Consider the following 16,327-nt stretch of genomic DNA (forward strand, 5'->3'; position numbering starts at 1 on the left):
ATCGTCATGAGTCTAAAATTGCTTGTTCTGGGATTGCTGATGGAAGGGGAGAAGCATCCCTACGAGGTTCAGCAGCAGGTGAAGGCCAGGGGAATGGATTGTTACATAAAATACGCCAAAGGCTCCCTCTACTATGCCTTCGACCAACTGGAAAAGAGCGGGATGATTGAGGTCAAAGAAGTCATTCGTGAGACTAGCCGCCCAGATAAGACGATGTATGGAATCACGCCAAAAGGCGAAGAGCAATTCCAACAGCTTCTCTTGGAAGAACTGCAAAAACCGATACAGCTGACCAATCCCATCTACGCGGCTCTTACTTTTGCTTCGTACGGTGATCCACAGAAAATGGATGAGGCCTTGGAAGTGAACATCCAAGAGGTAAGACGGCTAGCTGGATTATTGGAATCGATCCAGGAGGAAAAAAGAGAGAGGCTTAGCTGGGGAGCACGAACAATTCTGATCGGTGCCATTGAGCATTTGCACGCAGAGATGCGCTGGATGGAACGCATCCGAGAAGAAGCCTGGGGCCGTTGATTTTGAATATATTATGAACATTGGACTATTTTCATCATTATGATAGTTTTTCGTTTATAATAGTGGTAATTTTAATGGCAAGGATGGTACCCGCACATGATGAATTCTGCCCTCGGACGCTTCCGTCTCATCGGCCTGATTGAAGGTATCTCGTATTTGGTACTTCTCGGAATTGCTATGCCGCTTAAGTATTTTTGGGATTATCCAGCCGCAGTAAAAATTGCCGGCTCGCTTCATGGATTGTTTTTTGTCCTGTATATTTTGGCGTTGGCTCATGTTACAATGACCAATAAGTGGTCCTTCTTGAAAGTGATCGGGGCATTTATCGCGTCATTACTACCATTCGGCAACTTTGTTCTGGATGCACGTTTGAAAAAAGAGCAGTAGTATACAAATTACACATTATGTAAGGCACTAGAAGGCGGGTCATTGTACCCGTCTTTCGTACATATTCAAATGAGAAAAAATGGAGGGGATCTGTGTGGAGACCAGAATTTTAGCAGGAATTCTTTTGTGGGACAAAGAGGGGCAATATGTTCTCGAAACCGTGATGGAGGATCGTTACAAGCTGGTTCTGCCGCAGATTATCACGCTTGCAAGTACAGAAGAAAAGGTAGCGACGGATGAATTGAACGAACAATACTTCGGTCAAAATGTCATTGCCAGATGCTTTGTTTGATGTGAACAGATAATTCAGAAAAAAGGTGTGGGTAGGTGTGAAACTGCGTGACCGCTATACTGGAAGTTTGCTTGGGTTGGCCGTTGGAGATGCACTCGGTACTACTTTAGAATTTCGCAAACCGGGTACCTTCGAGCCGCTTACAGAAATGGTCGGGGGAGGACCGTTCGATTTAAAGCCAGGAGAATGGACGGATGATACGTCGATGGCGCTGTGTCTGGCTGAGAGCTTGATTACAAAAAATGGCTTCGATCCGATTGATCAGATGAACAGATATGTTGCCTGGTTTCGAGAGGGTTATATGAGCTGCAAGGATCATTGCTTCGATATTGGAAATATCACCAAAGAAGCGCTGTGGCGTTTTGAGCAGACGAAAAATCCGTTCAGCGGATCTGACCATCCGATGTCGGCAGGGAATGGCTCCATCATGAGGCTGGCACCTGTCGCGCTCTATTATGCCAATCAACCGGCGCTCGCCATCGATTACTGCGCGCAAAGTTCTCGCACTACACACGCGACGGCAAAGGCAGTAGACGGCTGTCGTTTTTTCGGGGCATTGCTCCTGGGGGCTCTACAGGGTATTTCCAAAGAGGAGTTGCTTGCTGATTCGTTCTCTCCAGTAGCCGATCTATGGGAAAAGCAACCGCTTGATCCTGATATCGCCCGTGTCGCGAATGGCTCCTATAAAGAGAAAACTAGAAAAGAGATCAAAGGATCGGGGTATGTCGTCGATTCGCTTGAAGCGGCGCTTTGGGCTTTTTATTCCAGTAGTTCTTTCGAAGAAGGCCTGTTCCTAGCGGTAAACCTTGGGGATGATGCGGATACAACGGGAGCTGTCTATGGTCAATTGGCAGGTGCTTATTACGGAGTAGAGGCCTTGCCTCACCGGATGCTTAAGCTGTTGGCCAAGCGAGAAATGATGGAGGAGTTCGCGCAGAAATTGTACGAACACGCTACCCGTTAACCAATAGATTATTTGGATTTTGTTCGCCTATACAGTAGCCATCCGATCCCAATCAGCAAAAGCGCGAATAAATCATAAGAAATATCGTATAAGAATTGAGATGGGCCTGGCTTGACGTGATGAATTTGCAGGAGATGGTGGTTAACGATTCCTTCGATCAAGTTAAATGTACCAGCTCCAAGGAAAAAACTGCTCCAGAAATAATATGTTGTCCCTACAGGGGGGCTTTTCCACAAGAGAATGCCCGATATGAAAATGATGACCGTCACGAATAAATGGAAAAACCCATCACTCATGATCTGATGGTGTCGATCTCCATACATATCTACACTATGCCACTGTAAAATTTGGTGAAAGATAATGCCATCCAGCATACCAATGATGCCTACTCCAAAAAGAAAGGCACCGATCATTGTTTTTCTCAATACAGTGTCCCTCCGGCGAAATTCGATAAAAAACGATAAGCACTACCAAACAGGTAGTGCTTATCCTCAAGATTAGGCATGTACCAATTCTGGCGCTTGCATATGAAGTGGCGGCGGAACTAACCAGCCTTTTTCTTTTAAAATGCGCAGCAATCTGAGGCCAAATTGGGCTTTTGCAACATGGTACTGACCAAAAAGCATTCCGATATCTTCTCGAATGGATTGAGCCATTATTTGACTGCAAGTAAGCAATCCGGCTGCAATGTCCCTTGACACACCGGTAGCGATTTCAGGGTCGTTAAGACGAGCACCGGCAGGAATGCTCTCCAAATTAGCTACAGGGCGATCCGGCGGTGTAGGAGGTAATCCAATGCCATTTACTTTGAGCAATTCATCCAGTTGTTCCACTTCTTGTTTCATGCTTCGCGTAATGTCTTCGAGGAAGCTTTTCAGATCATGATCCCCAGTATGATTGAGTGCTGTTTGATAAGCAGCAATCAATCCCTTTGTTGTTGCCAGATACATCCATACACCAAAAACCTCGCCATAATGCATCGGTTCATTCTGCGGATTGCCTGATAAAATACCCATTAACGTCCTCCCAGTACTCAGCAGAGTTTTGATATCCATTCGGGTTCTCCTAACTTTGTGATATAACCCAAGGTTAAGGTTTACGAGGGGGACCGGATATATCCCGAGAATTATTTCCCAGGTTCTTTCTTGATATGATTATTGTCGTATATCCCCAAAAAGCGATGGTAAGCAAGTTCTGCCACGCCTAAAAGGGCTACTGTAATCATTAACTCGCCAAAACTTAATGGCCAATCTAACCATTTGGCAACTGCCCATAAATAAATAGCAGCAATCACTGCGTCTGCAATCGTGGCCGTAATATTATTGGTAGCTCGTAATATCAATTGATCACCAATCAGATAAGCGATGACGGTCAAGCCGAGTGCCGTTAAAATAGCGGACGTCCAGGTTGCGTTTGCAAACCACCATAAACAAGCGACAACAATAATGCCGTTAACAGCAGCCTTGATTAAAAATCGAGTCATTTTTTACTCTCCTTTATGAAAGTCTGAATCAAAGAGTCTTTCATCCTATGATGCTTACTGTTTTACAAAATAGTCAGGTTTATACAAGCTCTGTTTTTTGGCTCTTTCCGGTTAAAGTAGATCGTCATCATCCAAACTAAGACGTATCATTCATCTACTTTGGCAGGAGGTAGTGCATTTTGTATTTTTACAAAGAAGATTTGATAAATATGATCGTTCCAGATAAACCAGACCCGGCGGCAGCTAAAGTCATTCAGGAGATTTTGGGTGGTCGTTTTGGGGAAATGCGCACCATGATGCAATATTTTTTCCAGACTAACAACTTCCGCGGGAACGCTATACCGTATCGTGATTTGCTTCGGGGTGTATTTTTGGAAGAAATAGCGCATGTGGAGCTCGTACAGCACACCATCAATCAATTGCTGACGGGGAGTGGTGAAGAGGTTCCCGGTAATGCGGGGGTTGACGGAGCACCGCTTGATGAAGCAGTCAAGCATGCGAATCCGCATCATTTCATCGTAGGTGCGCAAAGCTCATTGCCCGTCGATGCAGCAGGGAATCCATGGATGGGGAACTATGTGTACAATCATGGCAATTTGATTAGCGATCTTCTCGACAATCTACTGCTGGAATCGACAGGTGTTCTGCAAAAGTCACGCATTTACGAAATGAGCTCCAACAAAACGTTTCGTGAAACGCTTGCTTTTTTGATCGTTCGGGATAATGCCCATCAAAACGCTTTTGCAAAGGCACTTGAGACATTAGGCGTGAATTGGGGCAAGCTGTTCCCAGTCCCCAATTACGACATAAACAAGTATCCGGAGTGCCGTAAGTATGTAGAAATGGGCTTCCACAATGCTCAGTTCAATTTCCGATTGGATAACACTAGTATTGGAGAAATCTTCAACGGACAGTCGCCAAGTCGTAATGGAGGCAGCCTGGAAGTAGTTCCGCCACCTGAGGGCTTCCCGGTTCCAATTATGCCAGAACAGCCGAATGAGCACAGTCCGGGACTGTATGATCTGAATGCGTAATAGGTTAAAAGGAGAAAAACCAGGTCATCGCATAGAGAGCGTTGAACTGGTTTTTTTATGTTTTTTTCCTACATACCCGAATTTTACCGCTGTTATAAAAATATCTTCAATTATATGATTATCACGATTACAAAATCATCATGGTACCCGGTCTGGGTGGGGGTAGGAGAGCAATGGGCTTGGCGTTTGTTTTGATCATCATCGGGATCAACATTTTGTATGTTTCGTTTTTTACGTTGCGACTGCTGATGGTGATTAAGGGCTATCGGGTGTTGGCATCCCTTGTGGCGATGGTGGAAGTATTCGTGTATTTGAAAGGGTTGGCGATTGTTCTGGACAACCTGGACAATCCCATCAATCTCGCAGCCTACTGTATCGGTTGGGGAATGGGTGTATTCATCGGCAGCAAGATCGAGGAGTATTTGGCCTTGGGCTATGTCACGCTGCAAGTCGTTGTGGATTCCGTTGACTTGGAGGTTCCTGTGAAGCTGCGTGAACACGGCTTTGGCGTTACTTCCTGGGTAGCAGAGGGACGCGACGGACATCGTCTCATGATGCAAGTGTTGACGAAGCGCAGCAACGAGAAAAAACTGTGGAAACTCATTCATGAGATTGCGCCAAAAGCATTCGTAATCTCTTTTGAGCCGAAACATTTGAAGGGCGGCTTCTGGGTGAACCGCCTGCGGGGATAATCCCTTGTGATGAAAACAAAAAAGCAGCCAGTCCTCTTTTGCAGATACAAAGCAAGAGAGGGCTGGCTTTTCGTATGGTTACTGCTGGCTTGCTTTTGCAGCCTGGAGCAGCATTTCTTTGGAAACTGTTGGCGAATCGGTAGCTACACGATACATAATCGGTTGCTCTCCATTTTGATCCAGCCAAGAAAGCTCTTGATACTGACCGGATTCGCTAAACAAGAACTGGTCGTTTTTCGTGTAATGCGCTTTTTTTCCGCTGATAGTTACTTCGTTGTATTTCGTTGTTTCTGGCGTGCTCAATTGTACATCTAGCTGTTCTTTCGGGAATTTCTCTACCGTGACAAAGATGCGTTCTTTTTGCTCGTTCTCATACAGGCTCGTATAGGCTTCGATAGGAGAAGTCGCTTGTGGAACGACTTTCGATACGACACTTTTACCTGTTTCCCTGCTTTCTTCTTGAAGCTCATGCAGCCACTGCTGTCCTTCTTGGCCCATCATGACACCGTAGGGGGTACCTTGTTTGCCCTCAAGGAATGAAAAGCTGTCGGGAAGCTGGTGTGGCAAGGCATGTGAGAGAGAAGCTTCTTCACTGAGGACGGCAGTCCATGCTTTCCAATCTTTCACGACATCCGGCTTTTCTATGCCGATCATGGGGTTTTGTTGAAAGAGAGGGTGCTTCTCTTTTTCCAGCGCTGCGAAATAGACAAGGGCGGTCTCGCCTGTTGCCAATTTGTTCTCTACGTTTGCCAGTTCCAACCGTATTTCTTCAGGGGTGATTTGCGTCAATGTAAAATCCTTATGTGCTTGAACTTCCATACGGACAGAGCCTTCATCCATTTTGTACAACAAGCTGTGTGTCGCATAACCAAAACCAGTGAGCAGGGCGAACGCTGCTGCAACATGTACCAGCTTTGGACGAAAGCGCATCCCTTTTTGCAAACGCCATTTGCCAGCCAACTCCATTTTGGCTACTCGTTCGATTTTGCTATCCAGTGAAGGGTCAATGTGGAGCCTCCCTGCTGCGGATTCATACTCATTTCTCAGCTTTTTTTCAATGAACATGAAAAGATGCCTCCTCACGATTGATTCGATGCTCAAAATGCTCTCTCAACTTTTTCATCGCCAAGTGATGTCTCGATTTCACCGTTCCGAGTGGGATTTGAAGAATCGCGGCAATTTCCTCTAAGGAACAGTTCTGATAGTAACGCAGTACGACGATTTCCTTGAGCTTGAAGGATAATTTCTCTACGGCGGGAATGACCTCCAGCTCATCACTGATCGCCCCCAGCTTATCCTCCATTCCTGCGACAGGTGCTTCGTAGCCTTTTTCCTTTACCCGCTCCAGCAGGCGGAATCTCCGCCAAATGCTTCGATTCCAGTTGCGAACCTGCCGCACAATCAATCCGTTGAACCATGGGATAAAGGGCTGCTCCACATCGTACCTGTCGATGCTTCGAATCAACTCCACGTACACTTCACTCATCATGTCGTCTACATCCTGTTTGTGCGGCGCCAGAAAATAGATCAGGTTGTAGGCGTACGTGCGAGTTGCTCGATAGACTTCTTGAAAAGCTTCTTCCTCGCCTTGGCGCATCCGGATGAGCCAAGGCTTTACGTTTTCCTCTTTCATAGGCCGGCCTCCATTCAGGTGTTACATGATATATTGGCTCCCATTCGCCTGGTAGGTTCACTTTGTTTTTTTATTGTGTGTTATTAGAAAATTATAAACAGAAAAACTTTTCTTTGTCTTTTTCAGTAGTTTTGGGTAGTTCGACATTAGTATACAAAATAAGACATAGAGCAAGGGGGGATTTAAGGTTGATTAGTTTTCATCAAGTAAATAAACATTACGGAAGCTTTCATGTCCTCAAGAACATCAACCTGCATATCAACCAGGGAGAAGTCGTCGTGGTCATTGGCCCGTCAGGATCGGGTAAAAGCACGATGGTTCGTTGCATCAATAGATTGGAAACGGTTACAAGCGGAGAACTGGTGGTAGACGGGGTGAAAGTGAACGATAAAAGCACCGATATCAACAAGCTGCGTCGGGACATCGGCATGGTGTTCCAGCACTTCAATCTATACCCGCATAAGACCGTACTGCAAAACATTACGCTGGCACCAACCAAGGTACTGGGTGTATCGCAGAAGGAAGCCGAAGAAACGGCTCTCTACTATTTGGAAAAGGTAGGGATTCCGGAAAAGGCAGAAATGTTCCCAACGCAACTATCTGGCGGTCAACAGCAACGCGTAGCGATCGCACGCGGACTGGCTATGCGACCAAAAATCATGCTGTTTGACGAACCGACCTCTGCACTGGACCCCGAGACGATTGGCGAAGTGCTCGACGTCATGAAGAAGCTGGCGAAGGAAGGTATGACGATGGTGGTCGTAACGCACGAAATGGGCTTTGCCCGCGAAGTGGCAGATCGCATCGTGTTTATGGATCAGGGAACGATTCTTGAAGATTCTACACCAGAGGAGTTTTTCGCAAGTCCGCGTGAAGAGCGTGCTCGTTTGTTCTTGAGTCGGATTTTGAATCACTAAAAAAAGAAAACGATAGAGAAAAGGGGTATTCAGATGAAAGCAAACAAGCTGTGGAAAAAAGTAGCAGGTATGGGTCTCGTTCTGATGCTGAGCGCAACTGCGTTGGCAGGCTGTGGTGGGGGTAGTACAGCAGAAGGCGGTGCAAAAGGCACACCAGCTGGTACAGGCACATTGGCAAAAATCAAAGAAAGAGACAAATTCGTAGTCGGAGTTAAGTACGACTTGAACCTGTTCGGCTTGAAAGACCCGGCAACCGGAAATGTAGAAGGCTTCGATATCGATATTGCGAAGGCCATTGCGAAGAAAGTACTCGGGGACGAAAACAAAATCGAGCTGAAGGAAGTAACCTCCAAAACGCGTATTCCGATGCTGAAAAACGGAGAAATTGACGCGATCATCGCAACGATGACCATTACAGAAGACCGTAAAAAAGAAGTAGACTTCTCTGACGTGTACTTCCTGGCAGGTCAATCTCTCTTGGTGAAAAAGGACAGCTCAATCAACGGTCTGAAAGACATGCAAAAAGGCATGAAAATCGTGACCGCAAAAGGTTCTACTTCTGCGAAAAACATCAGAGCGAGTGCTCCTGATGTAGAAGTACTTGAATTCGAAAACTACGCGGAAGCCTTCACAGCACTCAAAGCTGGTCAAGGTGACGCGCTGACAACTGATAACGCTCTCCTGTACGGCATGGCGAAGCAAGATCCGAACTACCGTGTAACAGAAGAGACCTTCACCGAAGAGCCATATGGTATTGCAATGAGCAAGGGTGACGCTGAATTCGTGAAAACCGTGAACGATTTGCTGAAAGAAATGAAAGAAAACGGCGAATACGACAAGATTTATGAAAAATGGATCGGAACAAAACCTAAAAAATAATGCGGTTCGACTCCATAAAGAATGAGCGGTTTACTCTGCCGCTCATTCCCTTATATTCCTAACAGAATTTTGCACACAAGGGGGATCGCATAAGAGATGATCGATTTTTCTATCTTGTTTGATCACATGGATATGTTTCTCGAAGGCTTTTGGAACACCTTGCAGGCGAGCCTGCTTGCTCTCGTCGGGAGCTTTGCACTGGGGACGCTCTTTGCGATCTTTCGGATTTCTCCGATTCGACCACTCAAGTGGATCGCTACGGCTTACGTCGAGTTTGTACGTAATATCCCGCTGATTCTCGTCGTTTTCCTCTTTTTTGTGGGCTTGCCGGCAATTGGTATCGTACTGGAGCCTTTCATTGCAGGTACGCTTGGCTTGACGGTGTACACGGCAGCATTTATCGCGGAGACGATTCGCGCAGGCATTTTGGCGATTCCAAAAGGACAGACAGAAGCCGCTCGTTCTTCGGGATTGACGTACGGACAAACGATGCGCTATATCATTTTGCCGCAAGCGATCAAGGTCGTGATCCCGCCGATGGGCAACCAGTTTATCAATCTCGTAAAAAACTCCTCGGTATTAGGTGTGATTGCAGGTCTTGACCTGATGTACTTTGGAGACCTGATCTCCGCTGATACGTTTGTTACCTTTGATGTGTACATTTTTGTAGCTGTTTTCTATCTGATTCTGACCCTTCCGTTGAGCGCGTTCGTCAGTTATTTGGAGCGACGCTTGGCTGGAAGCCGCTAAGAAGGAGGGGACATCATGGACTTTATCGGAGCTTATACGCCCAGTCATTTGACCTTCCTGCTCGAAGGCTTTTGGGTCACCTTGCAGGTCGCTTTCTTGTCAATTGTCCTCAGCTTTTCCATTGCGATTATCGTAGGGGTTTTGCGTTACGCAAAACTTCCCGGAGTCTCACAAGTTCTCGGGGCAATTGTAGAGCTGATTCGCAATCTGCCGCTCTTGTTGATTATTTTCTTTACGTATTTTGCTCTCCCGGAAGTGGGAATCAAGCTGGACAAGTTTTGGGCCGCTGTTTTGGCATTGGTTATTTTCGAAGCAGCAATGTTGTCAGAAATCGTGCGAAGCGGTTTAAATTCGGTCGAAAAAGGACAGATTGAAGCTGCACGTTCTTCTGGTTTGAATTATGTCCAGACACTGTGGCATGTTGTCCTGCCACAGGCTCTGAGAAGAATGGTTCCGCCGATTGTGAGCCAGTTCATTTCGCTCTTGAAGGATACGTCGCTTGCCGTCGTAATTGCTTTGCCGGAGCTGATGAACCACGCGCAAATCATCAACGGACGCAATGTCAACTACGTCATCCCGACCTTCCTGATGATTGCGGTGATGTACTTCGTTGTCAACTACGCGTTGTCAGTCGTCTCCAAGCGACTGGAAAACAAGCACGCTTAATCGTTCTATCTTTGCAGATCTCCGATTCTTAGTAAAATAAGAATAGGAGATCTTTTTCCGTGTGAAAGGAGCAGCTATGCGAGAACGCCTTTTGATCCTGTTTATTATCATGCTGGCAACTGCTTTTTTTGGAGAGATGAAGGTAAATCCCGTAGGAGGGTCTTTTCGTTTTTCCTTGGGCATCGCTGCTTTCTTTTTCGGGTTGCTGTGGTTTTCGTCCGTACCTGTATTGTTGACGGGATTTTTTACAGGGACGTTTATCTTCGGATTTCGCGTCGGAATGGATGTCTTTTTTGCGTACCGTCCGTACATGGAGAGTGTGGCTGCGCATCTTCCCTCCGCCTTTTACTATTTCAGCTTTACCGTCCTGTTTTATTTACTCCGTGCGCGTAGCTATCGCGAGTTCCCTCTATGGTTAGGGCTGATAGGTGCATCCATTGATTTCGTCTCCAATGTGGTAGAGATCCAAGTACGACAGTATTTCACTGATTTTCCGCCGATCACCTGGCAAAGCTTTTTGATGCTTCTCTTCTTTGGAGTCCTGCGCAGCTTTTTTGCTGTTGGTTTGTACAACAGCTTTTCGATCAGGCAGTTGCGGGCAGTGGGAGAGGTGCGTCAGCAGGAGCTGGAGCGCCTGCGGATGATTAATACGGAGCTGTATGAAGAAGCCTTTTACTTGCGCAAATCGATGACGCATCTGGAGGAAATCACGCGCGAGAGCTACCAGCTCTACAGGCGTCTGCTCACTTCGGATCATGCGGAATCCCCGACGGCCTTGGCGATTGCCGAGAATGTGCATGAAGTGAAAAAAGATTCGCAGCGGATGCTGGCGGGCATTTCCAAGCTGATTAATCAGGAGGGACTAGCACCACAGCTGCCGATCAAAGAGCTGTGTGAGTTGGTTGCCCGCGCGAATCAGAAATACGCAGAGATGTTGGGAAAAGATATACGAATAGAGTGGAGCTGTAATATCAACCTGTCGACCAGTCAAATCTATGCGCTGCTCTCCGTGTTAAACAACCTGGTAGCCAATGCGGTAGAGGCGATTCCCACGGCGGGACGGATTGAGCTGAATGTGAAGCTGATTCATCGTCATCTGGTGTTCAGTGTACTTGACAGCGGTCCGGGTATTCCGCTAGAAGAGCAGGAATGGGTGTTTCAGCCCGGGTATACGACCAAATACGATGAGCAGGGAAATGCATCTACCGGAATTGGATTGACGCATGCCCGTGGAATTGTCCAAAGCCTGCAAGGAAGCTTGCGTATTTTACCTGATCAGAAGCAAATGACACACTTAGAAGTACAAATTCCGACCGACCAATTGCTCGGAAAGGAGGGAGTGTAAGCGATGATACGTTTCTTTTTAATTGAAGATGATGCTGTAGTGCGCCGCATGCTTGAACGGATTATCCAAGACAGCGGGTTGGGCGAAATTGTAGGACAAGCCAGCGACGGCAGTCACGTATCGATTGATCAACTGTATGGGGTCGATGTCATTTTGATCGACTTGCTAATGCCGGGGCTCGATGGCATCCAAACGATCAAAAAGTTGCAGGCAGATGGCTTCGCGGGACGCTTCATCATGGTGTCACAGGTGGAAAACAAAGAAATGATCGGGGAGGCTTATTTGCAGGGGATTGATACCTTTATTCAAAAACCGATCAACCGCTTGGAAGTCATGGCTGTGCTGAAGCGGGTATCGGATTACTTGTCGCTGGAAGCATCTCTGCAAACCATCCGCAAATCATTGCAAATCCTGGATGTCAAAGCAAAAGAACCGCACACCAGCGGCTTGAAAAGCCAGTCTTCCGCTCAGGACAACCTGGCACAAAAAGCGAGAAAACTGCTGTTGCAGCTAGGGATCGCGAGTGAAGCAGGGGCTCCCGATTTGCTAATGATCATGGAATGGCTCGTACAGGATGAGCGACAGGGAGACAAGCTGCACGAATTGCAGCTCAAGGAACTGTATACACAAATTCTGTTGAAGGTGCATGCCAGCATGGATGAGCATGGAATTACCAAAGAGGTGCGTGCCATGGAACAACGGATTCGCCGGATGGTCCTGCAAGCCTTTACGCATCTTTCCTCATTGGGGTTGACCGACTATGCCAACCCTACTTTTGAACACTTTGCACCACGACTGTTTGACTTTCAAGAAATTCGCCAACGGATGCAAGAGCTGGAGGCGGGTGAAAAAACGACGAAGTGCCGGATTAGCGTGAAAAAGTTTTTATCTGTCTTTTATATGGAAGCAAAGGCGTTGTAATTAACAAAAACGCGGGAGTCGATCAAAACGATCAAATCTCCCGCGTTTTTCTTATTCACGCCTTTGTCTGATTCACAAGCTCGGAAAAGGCACCATACAAACCAATTGCCCCATACTGCTGCTGGTACTCCTTTATCGACCCATCACGCACGATTTTCCCATTCATCAAGAAAATCGCTCGATCCGCCACCGCATCTGCCACCTGCAACTGGTGAGTCGTAAAGAGAACGGATTGACCCGCGAGCTTTACTTCCCGCACGAGATCTACAAATGCATCCATCCAATACGGATCAAGTCCGTTGGTCGGTTCATCGAGAACGACGAGTGCAGGCTGTGCCAATATCGCTTGGGCAAACAGGAGACGCTGCTGCATGCCTTTGGAGAACTGAGACACCCGTTTGTTTCTCACTTCATGCAGTCCCACCATTTTCAGCAGTCGATCCGCCTCTTCTGCGGTGCGATTGCGCAGGGAAGCGTAAAATTCGAGCGTTTCTTTCGCAGTAAGTCCGGCAGAAAACGTAAAGTGATCCGGCATATAACCGATTTCTTGAAGATACTCTACACGATTATCGTTCCAGTTTAACCGGTTTAGCTGAATGGTTCCCGAAGAAGGAGGGAGAATACCGACCAGCATCCGCAGGATCGTACTTTTCCCTGCACCGTTACCGCCGCATAAGGCGACGACCTGACCGGGTGCAATGTTCATACTGAATGGGTGGACGATTGTTTTTCCATTGATTTCTTTGGTGACCTGATCGATGGTAAGTCCTAACATATTCATCGCATTACCTTCTTTCCCATACCCGGATGGCTATGAACAAGGTCGCACTGATCCAGAGCAGACTGAGTGCGACAAAGATGAGATCACCAAGCGGAGAATCAGCCCAGTACACCCATTTGTAGTATTCAGGTCCAAAGATCGAGCCACCGCCTAATCTGGCAACGGAAAAAATTCGTACAAACTCCGCTGGGTTGAGAAACGTTGCGAGCTGAAGCAGAGGCTTGATCCATGTATAAGGGACGAAGCTGAGCACAGAGATGAGCAGAGTAGGCCATGCCAGAATATAGAAGAACCAGATGCTGACCCCCATCGTCAAAGCCTGCCAACGGTTTTTACTGATGGCGCCAATCAGCATGGCTAGACCTAAAAATAACAGAATGAGACAGATGGAAAAGGCAAGCAAAAACAAAAGAGTCGAAAAGGCAAAGCTTTTTCCTAACAGCATGCCAGCCACACCAGACAACCCATACCCGAAGCTGACAATCGCAACTAATACGAGTGCTTGTCCCAAGTATTTCCCCAACAAGAAGGAGGAGGTCGTCATGGCGTAGGTAGAGAGGAGCTGCCAGCTTCCCTCTTCTTTTTCCGCCGTCAAGGAAAAAGAGGAGAGAAGCATCGTCATCAGTGGCAGCAAATACAAAATCAGATTCAACATGGTACCTGTCGTATACGTATAACCCTTCATGTAGGACTGCGATTGGATGATCAAGAGTCCCAAACTAAACAGGGAGAACAGAGCCATAAACGAGTAGGACCATGGATTGCGAAAGCCTACCTTCACTTCTCGTTTGGCAATCAGATTGATGTGCAAAGACTCCACTCCCTCTGTTAGTTGTGTGTGGTTGGGGTAGTACTATTGCTTCCGTGTTCGGCTGGTTTGCTTTCGTGACCGCCATTATGTTGACCCTCGGAAGACTGGCCGTCTTTGTTCATGTGCTTGCTCATGCTGTTTTCCCAGCTATGGTTTTTCAACTCTTCCGCACTCATGACCATGCCTTTCTTTTGCTCTTGAACGAAGCTGTCTGCAGCAGTTTTCTCTTTGAAGGAATAGATACCATATGTCATTGGCGTTTTGAAGTCTTTATCGTAAGCGTACGTAGCTTGCTCTGCTTTTGTCCATTCTGCTGTGTAGTAATCACGGACAAATTGTACAGCTACGTTGTCGGTTCCATTCTCTTTCGTCCAGTTGTGCATGCAGCCGAGATCATCGAACTTCAGTGTTTTTCCATCTTTTAAGACGATTTCAGTAGCATTGTGATCGTTAGGGACATGCATTTTGCAAAGGTCACATTTGTCTACGCCTTCCGCGATATCTACAGGCTTCGGCTCTTCGCTTCCGCAACCGACCATAAGCAGGCTGATACCGATAATTGCTCCGATTGTTGTGTACCATTTTTTCATTTTGTTCATGATTTTTTCACTCCTATATAGATGATCGAACAGCTTGCTAGTAACAAGATAAGTCCAAGAATGCCTGCACCCCAACCGCTCGTTTCCCCGGATTCAACCAACACAGTGTCTGACGGCATCATCAAAGGAGATGCGTCCTTGATTGCTGAGCCGGCCCCACTTGTAAACAAGCCTTCCAGAAACACGAATCCCGGGGCTTGGAAAAACAGCTGATAGGCAGGAACCGCATCGGTCAAACCCAGATAAAAAGGATTCATCTCGTACGGCAAATCACTGCGGGAATCCCCGTTCACATCGAGTCCTTGCAGATTGTCCCAGTAGTTTTTATTTAAGTTGTTGTTCTGACTATTCTGGGCTTGCGCTTGGATGACGTTGGAGACAAATTGGTTATCGGTTAATACGTTGTCAGAAGAGGCCAGAAACTGCATGCCGATAAAGTTGAGACTGAGTAAATTGTTTTTGACCGTAATGCCGGATGATTGCTCTAAATACAGTCCAACGCGGTTGCCCTCAATCGTGTTGTTTGCAACCAGCGTATCCTGTACGGTAATGAGAAGAATTCCTTGCGAACCAGGATTTTTTTGCTGTTTCAAAAATTGATTCCCGGTAACCGTTAGCTTGCGCGACTCCATAAGCTGGGAGCCCGTCACGTTTTCCATCCCAACGTTGTTGATGACCGTCGTATCAGAGGTGCCCATGAAGTGGTAGCCGTACCGCGATTTCGTCACCAGATTTTGTTCCAGATGGTTTCGATCGCTATTTTCGACGTAAAAGCCATCCTCGACATTCGTCACCTGATTTTTAATGAAGCGGTTATGATGCGATTCACGCACGTCAATTCCGTTTCCTCGTCTCGCTTTTTCCGTTTGCTTTGGCACTACTTCAGGCTGTGCTCCGTGATTATGTCCAGAACTGGTCGTTGGGCTGCCATCGCCTTTGATTTTTCCGATGACTTGAACGTTGTGCAGCGTGTTGTAGTCTGCTTGCCGTAATTGAATACCGATCCCTTTCGTTTCAACGATGACATTCTCCAGGAAGTTTTGATCGCCACGGATGACAAGAGCGGCAACATCACTGTTGATTCGTTTGTCTACGATATGGATTCCTTGCACGCTCACATTGTCGCTTTCAATGGTGAGGGTTGCCTCCTCCTCGGTCGGATTGATGATCTTCACTTGATCATTGGCTACCAATTGAATCGGCTTGGTAATGCGAATTGGACCTTTGTACAAACCATACGGGATGGTAACGGTATCGTTAGGACGTGCTGCATCAATCATCGCCTGCAAGGAGTCAGAATCTGCAGGCGTCGCCTTGGCTGTGATAGGCAGCTGTAGAGCAACGATACAAATGACGGAGACGAAAAGTAGCGGGAGAGATAATTTTCGATTGTTCCATCGTAATGACAGGGTGCATCCTCCCCTATTCCACTAGAGAGCTCTCTTGTTTATTGCCGGATAATCGGCTGCTAGCTACATTTAGGATAACAGCCTCTTTTCATTTTCGTATGACTCAACCGGGCTATAAAACGTGTCAAAAAACGCAACGATTATGAAAAAATGGAAGGGTCGAGAGGCTTACTACTGAGGTGGCATTGTTCAATCAAAGCGGTCATACTAAATGGGAGAAAAGGAAGAGA

General features: G+C 46.8%; 21 protein-coding genes. 12 read left to right on the plus strand and 9 right to left on the minus strand.

Translation table 11 applies throughout. From position 1 onward, the window contains the following. Positions 1-6: 6 nt before the first annotated feature. The 4 genes from ACKKE8_RS07180 (at position 7) to ACKKE8_RS07195 (ending at position 2,177) form a co-directional block, all read left to right on the plus strand. On the plus strand, positions 7-534 hold the full coding sequence (locus ACKKE8_RS07180; protein ID WP_409177559.1) for a PadR family transcriptional regulator: 528 nt from the start codon (positions 7-9) through the stop codon (positions 532-534). Between the two features lie 96 nt (positions 535-630). Next, on the plus strand, positions 631-921 hold the full coding sequence (locus ACKKE8_RS07185) for a DUF3817 domain-containing protein (protein ID WP_007715976.1): 291 nt from the start codon (positions 631-633) through the stop codon (positions 919-921). A gap of 94 nt (positions 922-1,015) precedes the next feature. Then, positions 1,016-1,213: a hypothetical protein gene (locus ACKKE8_RS07190; protein WP_261375914.1), complete on the plus strand. Its 198-nt coding sequence runs from the start codon at positions 1,016-1,018 to the stop codon at positions 1,211-1,213. A gap of 37 nt (positions 1,214-1,250) precedes the next feature. After that, positions 1,251-2,177 (plus strand): ADP-ribosylglycohydrolase family protein, encoded by a 927-nt coding sequence (locus ACKKE8_RS07195; RefSeq protein WP_409177561.1) that lies wholly within the window; start codon positions 1,251-1,253, stop codon positions 2,175-2,177. 8 nt (positions 2,178-2,185) lie between these two features. Here ACKKE8_RS07195 and ACKKE8_RS07200 read toward each other — a convergent pair whose 3' ends face one another. The 3 genes from ACKKE8_RS07200 to ACKKE8_RS07210 form a co-directional block, all read right to left on the minus strand. Then, complete coding sequence (locus ACKKE8_RS07200) at positions 2,186-2,602, minus strand: DUF2243 domain-containing protein (RefSeq protein ID WP_409177562.1); 417 nt, start codon at positions 2,600-2,602, stop codon at positions 2,186-2,188. Positions 2,603-2,674: 72 nt separating this feature from the next. Next, a complete protein-coding gene (locus tag ACKKE8_RS07205) occupies positions 2,675-3,193 on the minus strand; it encodes a DUF3231 family protein (protein ID WP_409179078.1) in 519 nt (172 codons plus the stop codon). Between the two features lie 110 nt (positions 3,194-3,303). After that, on the minus strand, positions 3,304-3,660 hold the full coding sequence (locus ACKKE8_RS07210) for a DUF2512 family protein (RefSeq protein ID WP_409177563.1): 357 nt from the start codon (positions 3,658-3,660) through the stop codon (positions 3,304-3,306). Between the two features lie 179 nt (positions 3,661-3,839). On the opposite strand from ACKKE8_RS07210, the gene ACKKE8_RS07215 reads away from it, so the two are divergent. Together ACKKE8_RS07215 and ACKKE8_RS07220 are read left to right on the plus strand one after the other, a co-directional pair. Continuing rightward, positions 3,840-4,694, plus strand: coding sequence for a manganese catalase family protein (locus tag ACKKE8_RS07215; protein ID WP_409177565.1), 855 nt, complete (start codon positions 3,840-3,842; stop codon positions 4,692-4,694). A gap of 173 nt (positions 4,695-4,867) precedes the next feature. After that, positions 4,868-5,386 (plus strand): DUF2179 domain-containing protein, encoded by a 519-nt coding sequence (locus ACKKE8_RS07220; RefSeq protein ID WP_409177566.1) that lies wholly within the window; start codon positions 4,868-4,870, stop codon positions 5,384-5,386. Between the two features lie 78 nt (positions 5,387-5,464). Here the strand turns inward: ACKKE8_RS07220 and ACKKE8_RS07225 are convergent, their stop codons facing one another. Together ACKKE8_RS07225 and ACKKE8_RS07230 are read right to left on the minus strand one after the other, a co-directional pair. Then, positions 5,465-6,451 (minus strand): hypothetical protein, encoded by a 987-nt coding sequence (locus ACKKE8_RS07225; protein ID WP_409177567.1) that lies wholly within the window; start codon positions 6,449-6,451, stop codon positions 5,465-5,467. Then, positions 6,441-7,019: a sigma-70 family RNA polymerase sigma factor gene (locus tag ACKKE8_RS07230; protein ID WP_409177568.1), complete on the minus strand. Its 579-nt coding sequence runs from the start codon at positions 7,017-7,019 to the stop codon at positions 6,441-6,443. The genes ACKKE8_RS07225 and ACKKE8_RS07230 overlap by 11 nt, the downstream gene beginning before the upstream one ends. A gap of 188 nt (positions 7,020-7,207) precedes the next feature. Between ACKKE8_RS07230 and ACKKE8_RS07235 the strand changes: the two genes are divergently transcribed. The 6 genes from ACKKE8_RS07235 to ACKKE8_RS07260 all read left to right on the plus strand — a co-directional run bounded on the left by ACKKE8_RS07235 (position 7,208) and on the right by ACKKE8_RS07260 (position 12,497). Beyond that, positions 7,208-7,936, plus strand: a complete 729-nt coding sequence (locus ACKKE8_RS07235; RefSeq protein ID WP_106655706.1) for an amino acid ABC transporter ATP-binding protein — start codon at positions 7,208-7,210, stop codon at positions 7,934-7,936. A 33-nt stretch (positions 7,937-7,969) separates the two neighbouring features. Further along, entirely contained in the window at positions 7,970-8,815 is an 846-nt protein-coding gene (locus tag ACKKE8_RS07240) for a transporter substrate-binding domain-containing protein (RefSeq protein ID WP_409177569.1), read from the plus strand. Positions 8,816-8,911: 96 nt separating this feature from the next. Continuing rightward, positions 8,912-9,565 (plus strand): amino acid ABC transporter permease, encoded by a 654-nt coding sequence (locus ACKKE8_RS07245; RefSeq protein WP_409177570.1) that lies wholly within the window; start codon positions 8,912-8,914, stop codon positions 9,563-9,565. Between the two features lie 15 nt (positions 9,566-9,580). Next, positions 9,581-10,231: an amino acid ABC transporter permease gene (locus ACKKE8_RS07250; RefSeq protein ID WP_409177571.1), complete on the plus strand. Its 651-nt coding sequence runs from the start codon at positions 9,581-9,583 to the stop codon at positions 10,229-10,231. A 76-nt stretch (positions 10,232-10,307) separates the two neighbouring features. Then, positions 10,308-11,576 (plus strand): sensor histidine kinase, encoded by a 1,269-nt coding sequence (locus tag ACKKE8_RS07255; RefSeq protein ID WP_409179079.1) that lies wholly within the window; start codon positions 10,308-10,310, stop codon positions 11,574-11,576. A 3-nt stretch (positions 11,577-11,579) separates the two neighbouring features. Continuing rightward, entirely contained in the window at positions 11,580-12,497 is a 918-nt protein-coding gene (locus tag ACKKE8_RS07260) for a response regulator (RefSeq protein ID WP_409177572.1), read from the plus strand. Positions 12,498-12,552: 55 nt separating this feature from the next. Here the strand turns inward: ACKKE8_RS07260 and ACKKE8_RS07265 are convergent, their stop codons facing one another. From ACKKE8_RS07265 to ACKKE8_RS07280, 4 genes are read right to left on the minus strand one after another with little or no spacing between them, the layout of a single operon-like run. Further along, the gene (locus tag ACKKE8_RS07265; protein WP_409177573.1) at positions 12,553-13,278 is read right to left on the minus strand and encodes an ABC transporter ATP-binding protein; all 726 of its coding nucleotides are present in this window, start codon (positions 13,276-13,278) and stop codon (positions 12,553-12,555) included. Positions 13,279-13,282: 4 nt separating this feature from the next. Next, positions 13,283-14,089, minus strand: a complete 807-nt coding sequence (locus ACKKE8_RS07270; protein WP_409177574.1) for an ABC transporter permease — start codon at positions 14,087-14,089, stop codon at positions 13,283-13,285. A 17-nt stretch (positions 14,090-14,106) separates the two neighbouring features. Continuing rightward, positions 14,107-14,688 (minus strand): nitrous oxide reductase accessory protein NosL, encoded by a 582-nt coding sequence (locus ACKKE8_RS07275; protein WP_409177575.1) that lies wholly within the window; start codon positions 14,686-14,688, stop codon positions 14,107-14,109. Continuing rightward, positions 14,685-15,977, minus strand: a complete 1,293-nt coding sequence (locus tag ACKKE8_RS07280; protein ID WP_409177576.1) for a nitrous oxide reductase family maturation protein NosD — start codon at positions 15,975-15,977, stop codon at positions 14,685-14,687. Before ACKKE8_RS07280 ends, ACKKE8_RS07275 begins: the two co-directional genes overlap by 4 nt. Between the last annotated feature and the right edge of the window lie 350 nt (positions 15,978-16,327).

Origin of the sequence: Brevibacillus fortis, assembly GCF_046196545.1 — a bacterium.
Classification (GTDB): Bacteria; Bacillota; Bacilli; order Brevibacillales; family Brevibacillaceae; genus Brevibacillus; species Brevibacillus fortis_A.